The sequence below is a fragment of the Lactobacillus sp. UMNPBX12 genome (genome assembly GCF_002553955.1).
GTDB lineage: Bacteria > Bacillota > Bacilli > Lactobacillales > Lactobacillaceae > Lactobacillus > Lactobacillus crispatus.
In genome coordinates, this window is sequence record NZ_PCYY01000001.1 from 17354 (window position 1) to 37631 (window position 20278).

A 20278-nucleotide genomic window follows, 5' to 3' on the forward strand; every position below is an offset into this window, starting at 1 on the left:
GAGGTATTTATGATGAACAGACATGATTTAAATACAGATGTAAGAACTCAAATTAATCCAGAACTTGAAGAAAAAACTGCTAAGAGTGGTTATACTCAAGTAAAAGATTTAATGAACACAGTCCATGGTTACTGCATGGATTATACTAAGATGTCCTTTGACTTTATCCATGAAAATAAGGATTTAGTCAAAGATGTAGTTAAGATTAGCTGTAAAACCGCAATGGTTGCCTGTGTTGCTAGTGCCAGCGTGGCAATTGCCAAAGCTATTTCCAGCAAAGACTAGTTAATTAATCATTTCACACAAATAGGGATGCAGTAAATTAGCATCCCTATTTTTTTCGTCTAAAAAAACTAATTATTTTCTTTTTCCTTTAACTGCAACAATAAGGCATAAAGTGCACCATATAAGTTAGACTCATTCCCATGTTTAGCAGCAACAATCACTGGCTTGATCACCTGATTATTCAACATGGAGTTATTTTGTAAAATCTTATCGAATTGATTGTTAATTTCTTCAATCAAAATTGGTTGTGCACTAATCCCGCCACCAATAACCACCTTGGAACCATTAATAACCGTCTGAATATTAAGAATCATGATTGCCACATTACGGCAATAATGTTTAAAGACAGCCATTGCTCTTAAATCACCATTATTAATCGCCTCAAATGCAGTTACTCCATCATCCAAGTCAATGTTGCCGAGAGCTAAATTAACTTTTTTGATCATATTAACTGCTGAGCAGCTAAAACCAGTATAAGCCGCCATATTTTTGACTCCAATACTTGAATTAGTGATCATCCAGCTAAGTTCGCCAGCTTGAAAAGTCCAGCCATGTAAAATACGATTATCAACTATGACACCGCCGCCAACAGCAGTGCCTAAGGTAATTGCGATCCCAGTATTGACGTCATGCAATTCGCCTAGCCATTGCTCTGACAAAGCAGCTGCTTTACCATCATTTTCTACGCCAACTGGTACATTATATTTTTTACCTAAAGTCTCTTCTAAATTCAAGCCATCTAAGAATGGCAAGGCTCCACCAAAATAGATAATTTTATTCTTGGTATCAATCTTACCAGGAGCACAGACTGCAATGCCAGCGAACTTTCCTTGATACTTGTCGGCGACTTCATACATCGTCTGCATGAATGCATCTAGGTTTTCAGTATTAGTCTTTACCCGGTCTTTTTCAAGAATATGCCCTTCTTGATCAATTAATGCATATTTCAAGTTAGTCCCGCCAATATCGAATGATAAATATTGTGTCATAATTTTGTCCTCTTTAAATGAAAAACATCTATCTCTAATTATAGATGTTTCTCATGTGTATTTTAATACACTCTTATTTATTATAAATGGTGATGATTTTTTCCAAAAAAAATAAAATGACTAACCTCTCGGCTAGCCATTTTTTATTATCAAATTTTATCTTACTTGTTCTTGTCAGCTTCGTATCTGGTGTTGAACAATGGGCTAAGTGCTTCATGGTTTTGGATACACTTAATAGCATCGCCCATCAATGGACCAACTGATACCAAAAGCATCTTGTCAAGCTTCTTCTCTGCTGGTTGATTGATTGAATCAGTCAAAACCAAATTCTTGATTGGTGAATCGTTCAATCTCTTAATAGCTGGACCAGATAGAACAGCATGAGTTGCACTAGCATAAACTTCAGTAGCACCTGCATCAATTAAGGCTTGAGCAGCTAAAGTAATAGTACCAGCAGTATCAATCATGTCATCAATGATGATAGCACGCTTACCCTTAACGTTACCGATAATGTTCATAACTTCAGCAACATTAGCCTTTGGACGACGCTTATCAACGATGGCAATTGGGCAACCTAAGAATTCAGCAAGCTTTCTAGCACGAGTAACACCACCGTGGTCTGGTGAAACTACAACAGCGTCCTTCTCTAAGCCGTTACGCAAGAAGTAGTCTGCCAAAAGTGGAGCACCCATTAAGTTATCAACTGGAATATCAAAGAAACCTTGAATTTGTGGTGCATGTAAGTCAAGTGAAAGAATGCGATCAGCACCTGCAGCTTGAAGCATGTCTGCAACCAATTTAGCAGTAATTGGTTCACGAGCACGAGTCTTACGATCTTGACGAGCATAACCGTAGTAAGGCATCACAATGTTAATTGTACGAGCACTTGCACGACGTACAGCGTCAATCATAATCAACAATTCCATTAAATTGTCATTAACTGGCTTACTGGTTGATTGTACAAGGTAGACATCTTTACCACGCACAGTTTCATCAATATTAATTTGAATTTCGCCATCACTGAAACGTTCAACACTAGACTTGGAAAGTGGAACACCCACACGATCCGCAATCTTTTGTGCTAATGGTACATTTGAGTTAAGGGCGAAGATCATCATATCGTCTTTATAGGACATAATTTCCTCCGTAAAAATATTTAACCAGCTCTATTTTAGCAAAAGTTGCTCTAAAAAGAACCACATTCTCCTTAATTATAGCAAGAATTTTGCCGCAACCATAAAAAAGCACTAACTATTAATCGCTAAAAAAGTTAGAATATATTTGTACTTTCTAGTACAACGAAAATATCCTAAAAAATAAGACGTAGTGTCATTTTAGATACTACGTCTTATTTTATATATTTTTAGTTGTTTGCAACTGCAGCTTGTGTTACATAATCGCCTAAGTTCAAAATTTGTGCAGCTCCGTTAACACTAATTGATAAACTACCGTTAGTAGTTAATTGAACAGAACTTTCTGCTACATTATTAGCATTAGCTACAACCTTAATAATAGCTGCCATTTCATCTGAAGTTAAATTGGTCATGTTAGCAACAGCAACTCTCTTGCCATCAAGTTTAGCCTTTGCACTAACAATAGCAGCATCTGCTTCGTTAACTTGAGCAATAGTAGCTGTAGCATCGTTGTTAACAGTTGTACCATCACTGATTGCCTTGTCATATGCAGCCTTTACATCACTTGAAGCGAGCTTGTAAGCTTCTGAATTCTTAACGCTAGTTGCTTCATTAATGTCTTGGAGCAACTTAGCCTTGTTAGCTGCCGTGGCAACAGTAACGTCTTCTCTAGCTTGTTCTGGAGTGTTAACAGGAGTTAAAATCTTACCACTTACAGCAACGTCTGACCGCTTTAAATAGCCTCTACCGCTTGATAATTTATAGAATAATTCTGGAGTAGCAGTTGCAGAAGTTGCAATATATCTCAATTCTGAAACTTGTTGACTTTGACCTTCGCCAAATGCTCTAACGTTATCTGGTTGTCCCTTAATGTTGTAAAGTGGAGCAACATTAATCGTAGTTACCTTGGTTACGTTTGGATCTACAGTATTATCACCAGTATCAACAGTAGCAGCACCATCTGGTTCGTTAACTGGTTCTAGTTCTGGGCCTGAAATTTTACCTACATTAGCAGCCTTAACGAATTGATTATCACTAATCTTGTAGTAAAGCTTAGTACCAATGTATCTTGCTTCAGTAGCTTTAACAGTCTTACCCTTCTTAACTGTCTTCTTCTTGGTGTCACCGTTACCATTGTAGATGTAAGCATTCTTCTTCATGGTAATTGAAGTTGCCTTAACGGTTCTAGTTACATTACTTGCCTTAACAAAAGCAGTGCCTTTCTTGTCAAGTTGGTAGTAATCCTTACCCTTAATGGTTTCAATGCCATAAACATCAATTGCGGCACCCTTTAAAAGCTTAGACTTGCCTTGGTACTTGTTGATGCGCTTACCATTCTTATCATAAATATAAGCATTCTTCTTTAATGAGTAGTCATATTTTTTAGTTGATTCTGCATCATTTGAAACAGATGATTCTTGGTTTGAAGTGGTTTTACCATCAATGTTAACAGTTCGTACAAAAGCAGTACCCTTCTTGTCAAGTTGGTAATACTTCTTACCGTTAATGGTTTGAATACCGTAAGTAGTGACTGAATCACCCTTAACAAACTTAGATTTGCCTTGGTACTTGCTGATACGTTTACCGTTCTTGTCATAAATGTATGAGTTAGAAACAAACTTAGCCTTAGTACCCTTTGACAGTGATGAAGTTGATGACGCAGCTTTACCATCTACGTTAACAGCCTTGATATAAGCACCACCACCAAGATCGTAGTACTTTACACCATTGATAGTCTTAGTGCCAGTTGAAGTAACAGTTACGCCTTTAGCAATAGTAGTGTATTTTGCACTGCCCATGTACTTATCAAGACGCTTACCATTCTTATCGTACACATAAGCATTACGTACCAAAGTGATCTTGTTGCTTGCTGCCTTCTTTGAAGTAGTCTTCTTAGGAGCAGCTTGAACAGTGTTGACGTTTTCTGCAGTACCCAAAAGTGGAGCAACACTCATCAATGCAGCTGCTGAGACCATAACTAATTTATGACTTAATTTCATCGATAAATACCTCATTCTTACTAAACTTAAAGTTCATTTATATATTGTAGATCTAAAATATTTTTTTGCCAATTTAGAAACGAAAAAGACATCTTTTCATAACGAAAAAGTGTCTTTTTCCTATCAATTATTACTTAACAGTTACATCTGAAGCTTTAATGTAATAATGATTTGGTTGCAAAGCATAATACTTAACACCATTAATGGTCTTAGTACCTAAACCTTTAACAGTGATCTTTTTACCAATGTAACTAGTGCCTAAATAGTTTTTTACACGCTTACCATTCTTGTCGTAAACGTAAGCCTTATTCTTAGTAGTTATCTTAACTGCCTTAGCCACTGGCGTCTTCTTTGATGAAGTTTTCTTAGTAGTCTTTTCTGAGTTGCTTTTTTTAGTAGTCTTAGTGGCAGTTTTCTTAGTTGATTCTTTAACTACTTTTTTAGTGTTTTTATTTGAATTAGTCTTCTTAACAGCCTTCTTAGTTGAAGTAGAAGTTGTTACCTTCTTGCCATCACTCTTTAAAGTATAAGTAGTATTGCCTGACTTATAAGTTACTGTACCTTCAGTTGCAGTTGCAGGAATCCAGTACTTCAAATCAGTTTGAATACTGTAGTAAACTTGACCGTCGATATTCTTGACGTTCCAAATAGTGTAGCTACCACCCTTAGGAGCAGTCTTAGAAGTTTTCTTACCATTACGGTCGACAAACTTCATAGTCTTAGTTACTTTAACTTTGCTGTTTTTACCGTAAGTATTATGTACGCCATTAGTACTCTTAGTAGCAGCTTGAACAGATACAGTATTTTCTGCCATGCCTAATACTGGGCTAACACCCATCAAAACAGCTGCTGAAACCATAACTAACTTATGACTTAATTTCATAGTATTACCTACCTCATGTAAAAATTATTATTAGTACACCTTATTGTAGGTCTCAATTATTATTTTGCAATAAGTATTTAGCAATTCTTAACAAAAAAGCACTAGCTTGATACACTAGTGCCTTATTCTTAATCCCATTCTTCATCTTGAGAAAGAGGAAGCTTATGCCAATAATCTGGCTTATTAACTTGACGGCCACGGCCAATTGCCATGTCATATTTATTAACGTCCTTAGTAACAGTGGTATCAGCTGCAATAAAGGCATGGTCTGCCACATTAATTGGAGCGATTAGCGTTGAGCCAGCGCCAATAAAGGCATGATCACCAACATTAGTATGGAACTTCTTTACACCATCGTAATTAGAGAAGATCGTACCACAGCCAATGTTAATGTCTTTACCTAAGGTAGCGTCTCCAACATAAGTCAAGTGACCTACTTTAGTATTTTCACCAATCTCAGCCTTCTTAATTTCCACAAAGTTACCAATATGTGCACCTTTGCGAATAATTGCCTTAGGACGAAGGTGTGAATTAGGACCGATGTCAGTATTATCGTCCATTTCAGCTTCTTCAACAGTTGAAGAAGTAACAGTGACATTATTACCAATCTTAGAATCAACGATTCTTGAACCACTAGTAATGTAGCAATCACTACCGATTTCGGTGTTTCCTTTAATCACAACATTACCTTCAATTACAGTGTCGTTGCCAATCTTAACATCTGCATCAATATAAGCAGTATCAGGGTCGATAAATGAAACACCATCACGCATATGCTGTTCATTAATTCTTCTTTGCATAGTCTTAGTAGCTTGAGCTAATGCAATACGGTCATTAACGCCAAGGCTTTCACTAAAGTCAGGCATCTTGTAAGCACCAACGCGTTCACCACTATTGCGCAAGATTTCTAAAACATCAGTTAAGTAATATTCACCTTGAGCATTGTCATTATTAACGTGCTTCAATGCTTCAAATAATTTTTTATTGTCAAAGCAAAATACACCAGTATTGATTTCTTTTACTTTTAATTCTTCTGGTTTACCATCTTTTTGTTCTACAATTCGTAAAACATTGCCTTGATCATCACGAATAATTCGACCATAGCCAAATGGATTTGGAGCTTTCGCGGTCAATACAGTTGCAGCATTGCCTTTTTCTGCATGATACTTGAATAGTTCATTAAATGTATTAGTTGTGAAAAGTGGTGTATCACCAGTAACTACTAAAGTAGCACCATCTTTGTCACCCAATTCTTCACGCGCAGTCATTACGGCGTCACCAGTACCTAATTGCTTTTCTTGGAAAGCAAACTTAGACTTGTCTGCCAGTACTTTTTCTACATCGCCAGCACCTGTACCAACGATTGTAACGATTTCTGCAGGATTAACGCCTTGAGCTGCATCAACAACATGCTCAACCATGGTTTTACCACAAACTTTGTGTAAAACCTTGTACAACTTTGACTTCATTCGTGTGCCCTTACCTGCGGCAAGAACGACTACATATTTTTCCATTAATATTAACCTCTTAATAATCAAAACTTGATTCTAGTATACCATTTTAGAAACGGTCAAAATCAGTTTCAGTTAAGAAGTTACCAGGTTCTGCTACAATCAGCTTTTGGGCAGTATCAATTTCACTAATTTTTATTAATGAAAGATAGTTCTTAATCAGCTTTTCTTTGTCAAAATCGGCTTCACAGAGTACACAAACGCCGGCAATAGTACCATCGAATTCCTTAACTAATTCTTCCATTCCGGTTAGGGTACCGCCACCCTTCATAAAATCATCGACAATTAAAACTTTAGCTTCTTTTTTAAGAGCACGAGTCGGTAATTCCATCTTCGATACTCGAGACAACGATGAAGAAATATAGTTAACAGAAACAGTAGCACCTTCTGTTACCTTTGATCGCTTTCTAGCTGTAACAAATGGTACATCTAAAAAACGAGCAACTGCTTGGGCTAAAGCAATCCCTTTTGTTTCAACTGTCATGACAGCATCGATTTCTTCATAAGCATAATGAGTAGCTACTAATTCACCAATTTTACGTAAATCTTGCGTATTGCCTAAAATATCTGACAGATACACAAAACCACCGGCTAAAATTCTACTTGGATCCTTAATCCTAGTTGATAAATCTGACAAATATACTTCCGCGTGTTTTTTACCTAAAAATGGAATATAGCGCACGCCACCAGCTGCACCGGCTACAGTCTCCAAAATACCATCTTGATTGCTGGCAAGAGTGTGCTTCAAAATAGCTAAATCTTCTGAAATAGATGACTTAGCAGCGCCGTAACGCTTAGCAAAGAATGGTAGTGCAATTAAAGTATGGGGACGCTCCATTAAATATTTGGTCATGTCCACCAATCTTTCTGAACGTTTCATGAAATTTCCTTTCTAATGTTTGGTTTATACTTAATTAATATACTCTAAAGGGCAAAAAAAAGCACTAACATTTTAAATAAATGCTAGTGACAATTTCAAAAATTGTGTTTAAGCTTCAGCCTCTTCAGCTTCATCATCAAACTCTAATGCAATATTCTTAGTTAGTAAATCGGTATAACTGTAAGAAACATGTTTAAAATTATTTTGATGTTGGTCTAAATCAACCACAAACACTGCAGGGAAAGTCTCTCTTAGAATCCCCCGTCTCTTAGTAACTTTCTTACGACCCGCTTGAGCTACTACTGTTAAAGCATCACCTAAGTGAGAATCCAACTTATGTTTAATTGTGATAATTGATGTTGGCACTAAACAACAGCTCCTTTACGTAAATTATATCACAAATATATAATAAATTCAATATTAGGCATTACTTTGCAGGAATAAATTTAGCAATCTTAATGAATTGTTCAATTGTTAGGTCTTCAGGCCGAATTCGTGGGTCTACACCTAATTCTGTAATCAATTCATCTCGTTTGGTTTTATCTGGCAATAATGACTTTAAGTTATTGTTCAGTGTCTTTCTTCTTTGTGAAAAGCACATTTTCACAACCCAAATAAAGTGCTTGCGATCTTCAATAGCAGGCTTTTCTTTTAGCGGAGTCAAAACAACTACACTAGAATCAACTTTAGGTCGTGGCATAAAGGAATTACGCCCCACTTGTAAAGCAAGCTTAACTTTCATTTCTGTTTGAACAGAAATCGTTAATGGGCCATAATCCTTGCTACCTGATTGAGCTTCTAATCGCTCTGCCACTTCTTTTTGCATCATCAAGGTCAGTGAAGTAAAGTGCAAGTCAGATTCAGCTAAAGCAAAAATAATCGGTGTCGTAATGTAGTATGGTAAATTGGCTACAACTTTGATCGGTTTAGTGAAGTCAAAAAAGTCACCAATATCTTCTTTAAAATTAGCCTTTAATACATCCTTAAGCAAAATCTTAAAGCGACTAGCCAAAGGCTGATCATCAATTTTCTTAGGCAGTTCATTCTGTAAAATCGTAGGTAAGCTATCATCAACTTCATAAGCAAAAACTTTAGCGCCTGCCAACAGTAGTTGCTCAGTCAAAGAGCCAATACCTGGTCCAATTTCAATGACTTGATCATCTTTTTTTATCCCAGCAGCTTCAACAATACCTAAAATAGCAGTCTGATCAACTAAGAAATTTTGCCCTAAGTTCTTTTTAGCTTTGACAAAGTAACGGTTAACAATTGCTTGTGTTCTAACTGGAGAGCCAATTGGAATATTATTTGTCATTTTCTACCTCCTTGACAGCTGCCTTTAATTCAGCTAATGAAACGCCAAAAGTATGCAAGCGATTATAAAACTGCTTGGAATTGCCATAGCCAACTCGTAATTTAATGCCTACTTGTTCACGTAATTTTCGTGAGCCGCTACCACCAGCTAAACCTAATTGCCGATAAATTGCTGGAGTTAAATCACTTTTTTGCGGTTCAACCTCATGCAAATCACTTAGTGCATGCTCAAGTGCTTCTTTTGAAGCATGTTCTACACCTAGACTCCCCTTTTTATGAGGTTCGCCTTCCTTACGGGTAATAAAAGCTTGCTTTGCATCAGGAACAGCTTTAGTTACAATGCGCCGGATTCTTTCGCCATTAAAGTCAGGATCAGTAAAGACAATAATTTGCCGACTCTCACTTAATTTTTGGATTTGCTTCAATACTTCATCTGAAACGGCTGATCCATTAGTCTCAATTGTCTCGATTCCTGGGAAAAATTGTTTTAAACGGATGGTATCGTCTTTCCCCTCAACAACGATTACCGCATCAAAATTCTTTTTATTTAAGCCCATAAACTCTCACTGTGTTCTTATAAGTAGCATCCGCCACTTTCTCTAGTGGAATATCCTTCAACTTAGCAATTGCTTCTGCCACATAACATACGTAGCCAGTTTCATTTTGATGACCACGATATGGCTTAGGCGTTAAATATGGCGCGTCGGTTTCAACTAAAATTCGGTCAAGTGGCGCAGCTTTTGCACTCTCGTGTACTTCCGTAGCCTTAGTGAAAGAAACAACACCTGAATATGAAAAGTAAACATTCAAATCCAAAAACTTATTTAACCAGTCAACACCACCGTTAAAACTATGCAAAACAGCACCATATTCCAGATTGCTATTTTTCAAGATGTTATAACAATCTCCAAATGCATCCCTAGTATGGATATCAACCGGCATCTTCAAGTCATGTGCTACTTCAATTTGCCGCGCAAAAACATTACGCTGTACGTCGCGCGGCGATTCATCCCAATAATAATCTAGCCCGATTTCGCCCATTGCAACTACCTTAGGCTGCTTCAATTGTTCAATTAGTTTATCTTCAGCCTGTTGATCATAGTCTTTAGCCACATCGGGACAGTAACCGACCATCGCATAGACATTATCAAACTTTTGTGCTAAGTCAACCGCTCTTTGATTAAAGTCGGGATCTTGCCCCGCACAAATAACCTTGGTTACATCAAGTGCTTTTGCTCGTTCTAAATAATATTGTTCCTTGCCGCGAAACGGCTCGTCATTCAAATGAGTATGATTATCAATGATCTCCATTAGCCGAGTTCAGCCCCAACTGCATGTTCATCACCAACAAGAGCTAACTTAATTTTGCCATGCTTTTCACTTGATAAGAGCATCCCTTCACTAAGGTGACCCAGCATCTTACGTGGCTTTAAGTTAGTAACAGCTAAAACCTTTTTGTCTAACAGCTCACTTGCATCTGGATAAAACTTGCGGATACCACTCAAAATTTGGGTTTCCTTGCCATTACCAAAGTCCAGCTTGAACATGAGCAACTTGCTTGAGCCTTTAACTGGCTCAACTGACAAAATTTGGCCTACTTGGATCTTAACCTTGTCAAAATCGTCAATGGTGATTTCGTCATTCTTCTTTTGTTCACTTCTAGTGGTCTTCTTTGGCTTAGCCTTAGCCATTTCATCCTTAATGTACTTAACTTCTTCGTCCATCTTAAGTCTTGGGAAGATTGGTTGTGGCTTTTCAATTACCTTAACATCCCAATCAAAGTCACCAAAGGCCAAATGCTTAGCGTCTTCATTGTCCCAATTTAAACCAAGTTGCTTGAACATAATTGGTGCAGTTTCGGTCATTACTGGTTCAATCATAATAGCAATTAAGCGCAAACTTTCAGCCAAATTGCTCATTACCTTGCTAAGTTCTTCTTTTTTACCTTCTTTATTCAAAGCCCATGGAGTAGTTTCATCAATATACTTGTTAGCACGAGAAACCAACTTCCAAATATTGTCTAATGCCTTAGAGAAGTGAAGTGAATTCATATTTTCTCTGTAATCATTAATGACACTAGCAGCTGTATCTTGCAAGTCTTTGCCAAATTCAGCTTGAGCAACAGGAACTGCATCAACATGACCAGCTTGATATTGATTAATCATTGACACGGTTCTGTTAAGTAAGTTACCCAAATCGTTGGCCAAGTCATAATTAATTCTTTCAACAAAGTCTTCTGGTGTAAAAATACCATCATCACCAAATGGCAAGGCACGCATCAAGTAGTAACGAAGTGGATCAACGCCATAACGACTAGTAAGTGATTCTGGATAAACGGCATTTCCCTTTGACTTAGACATCTTGCCATTTTTCATTAATACCCAACCATGGCCGATAATGTGCTTAGGAAGTGGCAAATCAAGAGCCATTAACATAATTGGCCAATAAATAGTGTGGAAACGAACGATTTCCTTACCTACCAAGTGAACGTCTGCAGGCCAATATTTCTTAAACAATGAATCATCGTCTGAACCATAGCCCAAAGCAGTAATATAGTTAGACAAAGCATCGATCCAAACGTAAACCACGTGTTTAGGATCACTTGGAACAGGAATTCCCCAGTTAACAGTAGTCCGGGTAACTGATAAATCTTCCAAACCTGGCTTAATGAAGTTATTAAGCATTTCCTTTTCACGTGAATGAGGCAAAATGAAGTCAGGATGTTCCTTGTAGTATTCTACTAAGCGGTCTGCGTACTTACTCATCTTGAAGAAATAAGATGGTTCTTTAACTAGGCGTACTTCATGACCACTTGGAGCCTTACCGCCGATTACATTACCATCATCATCTTTATAGACTTCAGCTAATTGTGATTCAGTGAAGTATTCTTCATCTTCAACTGAATACCAACCAGTATATTCGCCTAAATAAATGTCGCCTTTCTTTAACAGCTTTTCAAAAATCTTTTGGACAGCTTGAACATGTTGTTCATCAGTAGTTCTAATAAACTTGTCATAAGAAATGTTAAGGCTCTTCCATAATTTTTTGTAAGAAGCAGCCATCTTATCAACAAACTCTTGTGGCTTGATTCCTTGTGCTTCAGCCTTTTGTTCGATCTTCAAGCCATGTTCATCAGTACCAGTTAAAAAGAAAGTATCATAGCCTTGACTACGCTTATAGCGAGCCATTGTATCAGCTGCGATAGTAGTATAAGCATTTCCGATCGTTAAACGACCAGATGGATAATAAATTGGGGTTGTAATATAAAAAGTATCTTTATCAGCCATTGATTAATCAAACTCCTTTAATCGTCTAAAATATCTATTTTATTTTAACATGCAAAAAAAGGAATTGGGCTAAAACCACGAATTCCTTTCAATATCAACTAAAATTTTTCTTTTCTCAAATATAAATGTTTTACTAAAGTTGTCAACAAAACATAAATTACTTCTAGCAAGAGGACTACACCCCAAAAGCTAAATGGCAACTGCATTAAGCCCAAACTTGGAGCAATGCTCGAAGATGGCAACATCGTTCCTAAAATTGCCAAACCAAAGGTTACTAAAAAGACAATTGGGGTTGCATGTTGCTTAAAGAATGGAAAACGCTCATCTCTTAAAGTATGAATAATCATTACCCTAGTCCACAGAGATTCCACAAAAATTCCAGAATAGAACAAAGAAATGAAGACCCAGTGGTGGTAATTAGAGCCAACCAAGTAAGGACAAATTACGTAAAACATTAAAGCCATCGCAATAAAGTCAACAATTGCCGGAATTGGACCAAAGTTTAAGACAAATTTTGGCCACATCCTGATTGACCACTTTTGCGGTTTTTTGACATAATTTTCTGAAACACTGTCAAAGGGGATAACTAAACAACTTAGACTAAAAAGCAAATTTAAAATTAGAACCTGCAATGGTAAAAGTGGCAAAAACGGCAACAGTAAGGAAGAAACAGCCATTGCGATAATACTGCCCATATTGGTAACCAAGAATGTTTTAATATACTTCATCGTATTAGAAAAGACTTTTCTGCCGACCATGATCATTTCTTCAAGCAGCTGCAAATCTTTTTGTTCAAATATAATATCAGCAGATTCTTTAGTGATATCAACCGAGCTATTCGAAGTTACCGTCACATCCGCCACTTTCATCGCTAAAGCGTCTTTATTGCCATCGCCCATATAACCGACAGTATGACCGTTGGTCTTCAATGCGTTAATAATCTTTACCCGCAGTTCTGGAGTCAAATGAACAAAAATATCACATTTTTCCACGATTTCTTTTAATTCTTCAGGACTGGCTTCATCGATCTGTTTTCCATCATAAACCGTATCGACGTTTAAACCCACCTGCAATGCGATCGCACGTGTAACTGCTTCGTTATCACCAGTAAAAATTTTCACGTCGACATTATCGTTCTTTAAATCCTCTAAGGCTTCCTTGGTAGTCTCTTTAGGCGGATCCAAGTATGCTAGATAGCCAATGATCGTCAAATCATGCTCATCTTTGGCAGAAAACTCACCTACTGGAGCAGGATTAAGCTTATAGCCGACAAGCAGGACTCGCAAGCCATCATCATTTAATTCATTGATCTGATTTAAAATTCTTTCTTTCCATTCAGAAGTTAAATCTTCAACTTTGCCGTTGAGTTCAACCTTATTAGAAATAGCCAGCATCCCTTCTGCTGCGCCTTTAGTTACTAATAAGTGCTGTCCATGGTGTTCATCATTATCAACGACCACAACGCTCATTCTTTTTCTAGTGTAGTCGAATGGAATTTCATCAATTTTGTTGTAGTCACGTTGAATTTCATTTACGTCTAATTCATCACCAGCGGCATCAATTACTGCCTTGTCAATTAAATCTTTGACCCCAGTTTGATAGTAAGCATTCAGATATGAAAACTTCAAAATCTGTGGCGTTTCTTGCATATCTAAATCGTAGTGGCGCTCTAACACAACTTGGTTTTGCGTTAAGGTGCCTGTTTTATCAATACAAAAAACATCGGTAGAACCTAAATTCTGAATTGCATTCATCTGCTTAACTACAGCACCACTTTTTGACATTTCCAGTGCGCCTTTAGTCAAATTAGAGTTAACAATAATCGGCAGCACCTCTGGTGTCAGGCCAACAGCCGCAGCTAAAGCAAAAATTAAGCTTTCTCCCCAATCGCCTTTAGTCAAGCCATTAATGACAAACAGTAGTGGGATGATAATTGCAGTAGCGACAATCAAGATCTTAGCTAGTTGTTTCATTTCACGATCAAACAATGTAGTTTTTACTTTTTTACGTGAAATGGCTTGGACTTCTTTACCAAAAACGGTGTGATTACCGATAGCAAAAACAATTCCGGTTCCAGAGCCAGACACAATCGTCGTCCCTTCATACAAGATGTTAGGATAGTTTAAATAATCATTGCTCATGCTCGGCTTAATTATTACATTCGCTACTTTTTCAGCTGGTTCAGGGTCACCATCTAAGTAACTTGATGAACAAAAGAGGTCCTTGCTAGTTAGCAATTTCATATCCGCTGGAATCATGTCGCCGGCCGATAAATTAATTACATCCCCAATCACTACTTCATCTGTGGGTAGCTCGACATTGTGTCCATCACGCCGAATATTCGTAGTAACCGATACCCGATTGAGCAACTGATCTGTTACTCTAGCAATCTTAATCTTTTGAATAAAATTAACCAGCACTGACACAATTAACATAATAACCATCACAATAATTGTGATTGAGTCACTATTGCCTTGTGGTATCAAAATATAACTGGTAAAAAGCGTTAGCAAAGTTAATACTAATAACACTACCGTAAATGGTGTCGCAACCGATTCCCAAAGCAAACGCCATTTAGAAGCATTGGTATTAGTAATAATCTCATTCTTACCGTATTCTCTTCTATTTTCTTCGGCCTTATTAGTAGAAAGCCCTTCCGCACTCGCCTGCAATCTGGCTAGTGTTTCGCTACGCGATTCACGTGCAATACGTTGAATACTCTGAATATCAATATTCGATCGCTTCTTGCTAGCTGCTTTTAACATCATTTGCTCCCTTCTTTAATTGGGACAAGCAAAACAAAAAAGCCACCTGTAATTTCTGCAGGTGACTTTTGCCAAACAAGGCTCTGTCATACTCGTCGTTCAGTTTTAACACTACGTGACGTAAGCACATGCTAGCTATCTGGATCTCGCCTTAAGTCGACGACACCTATTTAACCCGTTGGCATCTCTGGATGTTTCTGGGCGATAGCGTGTGTTCACGTAGGAGTCTCACCTAACAGTTTTTCGCTAATTATGTCTACAAAAAGTGTAAGGACAAAATGCAAATAAGTCAAGCCGACTATTTCTTAGAAATTGGATCACGATGACTAAATCTACGCAAGAAATAAGTAATTCCCGCAATTAAAAATGCCAGTGCCAGTGCGATTGGTAAAGCTACACTATGTGGACGCGCGACTTTATTTTGTTCTGCTTGCGTCAAATCATATTTATCAAGTGCATATTGATATTGTTGATCAACTCTAGTCGCACATGCCCGAAAGACGAAGCGAATTCCCTTGTTAAAAGTTGCATTATTTTGACTACGCAATTTATCTACTTCAGCACGCAAGATATTGCCCCGAGCGACCTCGGTGAAGGCACTATGCAAATCTTTAGTTGAATAAATTTGCACATTACGCTTTTTACCTTTCTGTCCTACCACAATAAAGACCGTTCGCTTAGAATGATCTAGCATCTTAGGTGTTAACTTATTCAGCCTTTTAACCGTTATAACGACAATTTGCGGTTGTTCTTTAGTCTGAAAATAGCGATTATTTTTTTCCGTAACCAAAGTGCGAGTTTCTTTATCTAAAATATGAGCATGATCTTCAATATTTGGCTGGACAAATCCTGTCGTTATTAAAAATACAGTTACTAGTCCCATTAACCAAATTAAATTAATTCTCGTCTTCTTCAAGTTTATGGGCCAAGCTTTCCACGTATTTGCGATTAATCTTAATCTGTTCATAAGGCACCTCGCTATCATGAAGTAGTTGCATCGCCAATGGATTATCGCGATAGTCAAAATAATAGTTAATTTTTTTCACGCCTGCCTGCAACAAGGATTTGCAGCAATTATAGCAAGGAAAATGTGTCACATAAATCTCAGTATTTTCTGTAGAAACACCAAACTTAGCACACTGAATGATCGCATTCATTTCTGAATGAATAGTTCTAACGCAGTGACCATCAACCATTTGATGACCCACATCGTCACAATGCGGTTGTCCTGAAACGGAACCATTATAACCAGTGCCAATAATCCGATTATTTTTTACTAAGACGCTACCAACTAATGCGCGATTACAAGTAGAGCGTTGCGCAATTACTAGCGCCTGCATCATAAAATATTGTTTCCAAGGAATTCGATCGTGCATAACTTTACCTCAGCCTTATCTATTCTTGAAATAGTTCAAACCAATTGCGTCACGGACTTGTTCAAGTGTTGCATTAGCCACTTTATTAGCCTTTTTTGAACCTTCCAGAAGCATTTCATAAACCGCATCTTCATCTTGAGCAAACTTTTCGCGACGTTCACGAATTGGTGCAAGCTCTGCTTCAAGGACCTTGTTTAAGTAACGCTTAATCTTAACGTCACCTAAGCCACCCTTTTGGTATTCTGCCTTAAGTTCTGCCACCTTGTCCTTATCTGGATCGAAGACATCAAGATATGTAAAGACAGTGTTACCTTCAACCTTACCAGGGTCTTCAACGTGAATATGGTTAGGATCCGTGTACATTGACATAACTTTCTTTTGAACTGTCTTTGCATCATCAGCAAGATAAATCGCATTGCCAAGTGACTTCGACATCTTCGCATTACCATCAAGTCCTGGCAAACGTCCTTGACCTTTAGGTGGGAAATAACCTTTAGGTTCAACCAAAACATCACAATTATAAACACGGTTAAAAGTCCTAACGATTTCACGTGTTTGTTCCAACATTGGTTCCTGGTCATCTCCAACAGGAATAACGGTTGCTTTAAAAGCGGTGATATCAGCAGCTTGAGAAACTGGATAGTTTAAAAAGCCAATTGGAATAGAGTCTTTGAAATCTTTTTGCTTAATTTCTGTCTTAACAGTTGGATTTCTTTCAAGCCGAGCCACAGTTACTAAATCCATGTAGTAAGCAGTCAATTCAAATAGAGCAGGAATTTGTGATTGAACATAAATAGTTGATTTAGCTGGATCAATACCAACAGCTAAGTAATCTAAAGCTACTTGGATCAAACTATTGCGAATTTTTTCCGGATTACGAGCATTGTCGGTCAAAGCCTGTGTATCCGCAATCATAATATATGGATCATATTTACCTGAATTTTGTAATTTTACTCTATTCTTTAATGAACCGATATAGTGACCAATGTGCAGCTTACCAGTAGGACGGTCACCAGTTAATAAAATTTCTTTCGTCATCTTTTTGCTCTTTTCTAATTTTTAAGTTTATTTTTTTATTAATATTAATTGTTTAATTACCTAATTTTAACAAAAAATAGGCTATGATTAAACTAGCCCTAAAGAAAGGAAATGCGTATGTGCAACCAGTTTCGTTTACCTAATTTAAAACAAATTCAACAATATCTCAAAAGCGATCTTGACCTGCCCTTAGTTACACCAAATTTTGACATTCAAGCACAAGATATTTTTCCTAACCAAGTAGCACCTGTTTTGCTTTATCAAAATGGTCAATTGCAATTAAGCAAAAAAAAATGGGGCTATCCAAGTCCCGTTGATCCAAAAAAGCCATTATTTAACGCTAGAATTGAGCGATTTTATGATTCAGCGCCTTCAATGTGGGACAAATCCTTTGCCAAGCAACGTTGCTTAATCTTAACCGAAAAATTCTTTGAATACGCTAAAACTACCCATATTGCTGAAAACGGTCGTAAATACCATGATCGCTACGCCTTCCGCACTAATCAACCACTTACCTTAATTGCAGGTATTTATGATCAGGATTATTTTTCAATGGTTACTACCGCGCCTAACAAAGATATGGCGCCAATCCATAATAGAATGCCTCTAGTTGTTATGCCCAACGAACTACGCCGCTGGCTTTTTCAAAATTTTACCAGCTTAATTGATCGTAAAAGTGTTGATCTTCAAATAGAAAAAATGCTAAAATAAAAACATATTGCGGGTATAGTTAAATGGTAGAACGACAGCTTCCCAAGCTGTAGATGCGGGTTCGATTCACGCTATCCGCTTTTTTTATACAAAAATAAGGATGAGAATTTTTCTCATCCTTTTGTTTTTAAATCATAATCACTGTAAGTACGCCACTAACTACAGCTAAGTAAATTGGCATCAATAATGTTTGTGTGTACATATAGCTCCAAGCAAACACCATGCCATAAATTGCATCAATAATAAAGAGTACTACTGAATTTTGAAAGTTCAGTAAGCTATAAATCAGACCTGAAACAATGATCCCCATAATTGCAACTTGCTTAGTATTTCGCCGAAAAGCATAATTGAACAAAAAGCCAGTCGCCAAAAATTCTTGTAGGATTGGTAATACAATTCCTTGGACAACGATTAAAAACCAAAACATGTTAACTGATTCACTTTTGGCATATATCAATTGGAAATCATAATGACTAATCCTGCCATATGATTGTAAGTATGAAATCGAAATCTGTGTAACTGTAATCACTAATGTTAATAGAACAACAGTTGACAAACTGCCCAACCATGGAAGTTTAAAATCACGGGCAAAAAAGCGTTGCTCTCGATTGAAACGATAAACATAAAACAACAGAATCATGGCTGCAACTAAGCCGAATAAAATCAAATCCCAAATATGAACCGGAGATTTTCTAGTAACTAGCTTTACTACTGCAAACACAGCGACATAGCCAGCTAAATAAACGGCATAGCGGATCACATTACCCTCTCTTGATTGTGGCGTATTCAAATTCTTCACTCCTACTCTGAATTGTATCCTACAAAACCCATATTATACCAGAAAAAGACAGTTTATTATAGTTCTCAACTTATTTAACTTCCACAATCGTTACTTGATATTCACCTGCTGGTGCAGCCACCGTTGCTGTTGTACCAGCCTCCTTTTTCATGATTGCTTGACCCAATGGAGAATCAAAAGAAACCTTGCCAGCAGCAAGATCCGCTTCCATTCGCCCAACTACTTTGTATTCTTCTGTTTCATCATCGTCATCAAACTTAAGCACAACGGTCTTTCCTAGATCAACCTTACCATCATCTTCAGCTTTAACAATTTCGGCATACTTTAATTGTTTGCCTAGGTAACGCAGACGACTTTGTAAGTGACCTAGATCACGTTTTGCTTCAGTATATTCAGTATTTTCCGAAAGATCACCTAAAGCTCGTGCAGCCTGCAAAATTTTAATTCTACGTGGCCGATCTTTTTTTAATCGAGCAATTTCATCCTCAATTTGTTGATAGCCTTCTGGAGTCATTTTCTGAAAATATACCATTTCTATTTCACAAACTTTCTTTATTTTTTTATACGTAATAATTATCTACAATCTCAGAATGTTATTGTAGCAGCGTTATCAGTCTAAAATTAGCACTATACATTTTTGAGTGCTAATTTGTGTCATTTCTATAAAAAGCGACTACAATAAACAGTGTAAGGAGAAAAGAGATCAAGAAATGAGTTGATCTTTTCCTTATATTCTAATTAAGCAAATACAAAAATGAAAGGAAGTTTTATTTATGGCAAACGATATGATGAATCGGCGCAACGACATGATGGATGCAATGAATGATTGGTTTGGTTTTCCAAGAAACTTCTTTGACGATAATGAAATTGAAAACATTATGCAATCTGATGTTGCAGAAACTGATAAGGACTATCTAGTTAAGATTGACATGCCTGGCATGGATAAGCAGGATATCAACGTTAACTATAATGACGGTACGTTAAATGTCAGCGGCACAAGAAAATCATTTAAGGACACTAGCGATAAAAATAGAAATATCATTCATAAGGAAAGAAGTGAGGGCGGTATTTCTAGAAGCTATAGATTACCAAATGTAGTTGCAAGTGAGATTCATGCAAAGTATGATAATGGTGTATTGACCATCACTTTGCCTAAGGAAACTGCCGGCGATGATGGCAATTCTATAAAAATTGATTAATTTATTAGGTTTATGCAAGAGGTCTAATAAGTTAACGGATTAATAATTCTCTACAAGCGAGTTCTAATTGAACCCGCTTGTATTTTGCTTTAAAATAGAGTTAGTTTAGAA

20 protein-coding genes, 1 tRNA gene and 1 riboswitch are annotated in these 20278 nt (G+C 37.1%); of the genes, 4 read left to right on the forward strand and 17 right to left on the reverse strand.

Features of this window, described 5'->3' with window-relative positions; genetic code table 11:
• Positions 1-12 precede the first annotated feature (12 nt).
• Complete coding sequence (locus CP363_RS00080; protein ID WP_089145427.1) at positions 13-285, forward strand: hypothetical protein; 273 nt, start codon at positions 13-15, stop codon at positions 283-285.
• A 68-nt stretch (positions 286-353) separates the two neighbouring features.
• Here the strand turns inward: CP363_RS00080 and CP363_RS00085 are convergent, their stop codons facing one another.
• The 15 genes from CP363_RS00085 to trpS all read right to left on the reverse strand — a co-directional run bounded on the left by CP363_RS00085 (position 354) and on the right by trpS (position 17458).
• A complete protein-coding gene (locus CP363_RS00085; protein ID WP_098035671.1) occupies positions 354-1274 on the reverse strand; it encodes an ROK family protein in 921 nt (306 codons plus the stop codon).
• 161 nt (positions 1275-1435) lie between these two features.
• Positions 1436-2410, reverse strand: a complete 975-nt coding sequence (locus CP363_RS00090) for a ribose-phosphate diphosphokinase (RefSeq protein WP_005724087.1) — start codon at positions 2408-2410, stop codon at positions 1436-1438.
• A 227-nt stretch (positions 2411-2637) separates the two neighbouring features.
• On the reverse strand, positions 2638-4407 hold the full coding sequence (locus CP363_RS00095) for an SLAP domain-containing protein (protein ID WP_098035672.1): 1770 nt from the start codon (positions 4405-4407) through the stop codon (positions 2638-2640).
• A 130-nt stretch (positions 4408-4537) separates the two neighbouring features.
• The gene (locus CP363_RS00100) at positions 4538-5290 is read right to left on the reverse strand and encodes an SLAP domain-containing protein (protein ID WP_005718484.1); all 753 of its coding nucleotides are present in this window, start codon (positions 5288-5290) and stop codon (positions 4538-4540) included.
• Positions 5291-5418: 128 nt separating this feature from the next.
• Positions 5419-6804 (reverse strand): bifunctional UDP-N-acetylglucosamine diphosphorylase/glucosamine-1-phosphate N-acetyltransferase GlmU, encoded by a 1386-nt coding sequence (gene glmU / locus CP363_RS00105; RefSeq protein ID WP_089147029.1) that lies wholly within the window; start codon positions 6802-6804, stop codon positions 5419-5421.
• 46 nt (positions 6805-6850) lie between these two features.
• Positions 6851-7681 carry a pur operon repressor gene (gene purR, locus CP363_RS00110; protein WP_089145431.1) on the reverse strand — a complete coding sequence of 277 codons (831 nt, stop codon included), beginning with the start codon at positions 7679-7681 and terminating at the stop codon, positions 6851-6853.
• Between the two features lie 108 nt (positions 7682-7789).
• Positions 7790-8047: a Veg family protein gene (locus CP363_RS00115; RefSeq protein WP_013085757.1), complete on the reverse strand. Its 258-nt coding sequence runs from the start codon at positions 8045-8047 to the stop codon at positions 7790-7792.
• A 61-nt stretch (positions 8048-8108) separates the two neighbouring features.
• Positions 8109-8993 carry a 16S rRNA (adenine(1518)-N(6)/adenine(1519)-N(6))-dimethyltransferase RsmA gene (gene rsmA, locus CP363_RS00120; RefSeq protein ID WP_089147030.1) on the reverse strand — a complete coding sequence of 295 codons (885 nt, stop codon included), beginning with the start codon at positions 8991-8993 and terminating at the stop codon, positions 8109-8111.
• Positions 8983-9549, reverse strand: a complete 567-nt coding sequence (gene rnmV, locus CP363_RS00125) for a ribonuclease M5 (protein WP_005718476.1) — start codon at positions 9547-9549, stop codon at positions 8983-8985. Before rnmV ends, rsmA begins: the two co-directional genes overlap by 11 nt.
• On the reverse strand, positions 9536-10303 hold the full coding sequence (locus CP363_RS00130) for a TatD family hydrolase (protein ID WP_089147031.1): 768 nt from the start codon (positions 10301-10303) through the stop codon (positions 9536-9538). Before CP363_RS00130 ends, rnmV begins: the two co-directional genes overlap by 14 nt.
• Positions 10303-12279 carry a methionine--tRNA ligase gene (gene metG, locus CP363_RS00135; RefSeq protein WP_065989842.1) on the reverse strand — a complete coding sequence of 659 codons (1977 nt, stop codon included), beginning with the start codon at positions 12277-12279 and terminating at the stop codon, positions 10303-10305. Before metG ends, CP363_RS00130 begins: the two co-directional genes overlap by 1 nt.
• Positions 12280-12377: 98 nt before the next feature.
• Complete coding sequence (mgtA, locus tag CP363_RS00140) at positions 12378-15044, reverse strand: magnesium-translocating P-type ATPase (protein WP_089145704.1); 2667 nt, start codon at positions 15042-15044, stop codon at positions 12378-12380.
• 83 nt (positions 15045-15127) lie between these two features.
• A riboswitch (M-box (ykoK) riboswitch) is annotated at positions 15128-15291 on the reverse strand.
• Between the two features lie 51 nt (positions 15292-15342).
• The gene (locus CP363_RS00145) at positions 15343-15927 is read right to left on the reverse strand and encodes a TPM domain-containing protein (RefSeq protein ID WP_065989890.1); all 585 of its coding nucleotides are present in this window, start codon (positions 15925-15927) and stop codon (positions 15343-15345) included.
• Positions 15928-15940: 13 nt separating this feature from the next.
• Positions 15941-16420 carry a deaminase gene (locus tag CP363_RS00150; protein WP_013085750.1) on the reverse strand — a complete coding sequence of 160 codons (480 nt, stop codon included), beginning with the start codon at positions 16418-16420 and terminating at the stop codon, positions 15941-15943.
• Positions 16421-16435: 15 nt separating this feature from the next.
• Positions 16436-17458, reverse strand: coding sequence for a tryptophan--tRNA ligase (trpS, locus tag CP363_RS00155; protein ID WP_089143457.1), 1023 nt, complete (start codon positions 17456-17458; stop codon positions 16436-16438).
• A 117-nt stretch (positions 17459-17575) separates the two neighbouring features.
• On the opposite strand from trpS, the gene CP363_RS00160 reads away from it, so the two are divergent.
• Positions 17576-18169, forward strand: coding sequence for an SOS response-associated peptidase (locus CP363_RS00160; protein WP_098035673.1), 594 nt, complete (start codon positions 17576-17578; stop codon positions 18167-18169).
• Positions 18170-18178: 9 nt separating this feature from the next.
• A tRNA-Gly gene (locus CP363_RS00165) sits at positions 18179-18249 on the forward strand.
• Between the two features lie 47 nt (positions 18250-18296).
• On the opposite strand, the gene CP363_RS00170 is transcribed toward CP363_RS00165, so the two are convergent.
• The gene (locus CP363_RS00170; RefSeq protein WP_005725384.1) at positions 18297-18959 is read right to left on the reverse strand and encodes a CPBP family intramembrane glutamic endopeptidase; all 663 of its coding nucleotides are present in this window, start codon (positions 18957-18959) and stop codon (positions 18297-18299) included.
• 79 nt (positions 18960-19038) lie between these two features.
• Entirely contained in the window at positions 19039-19500 is a 462-nt protein-coding gene (gene greA / locus CP363_RS00175) for a transcription elongation factor GreA (protein WP_005724077.1), read from the reverse strand.
• A 241-nt stretch (positions 19501-19741) separates the two neighbouring features.
• Here greA and CP363_RS00180 point away from each other — a divergent pair, with 241 nt between their 5' ends.
• Positions 19742-20167, forward strand: a complete 426-nt coding sequence (locus CP363_RS00180; protein ID WP_089145438.1) for an Hsp20/alpha crystallin family protein — start codon at positions 19742-19744, stop codon at positions 20165-20167.
• Positions 20168-20278 lie beyond the last annotated feature (111 nt).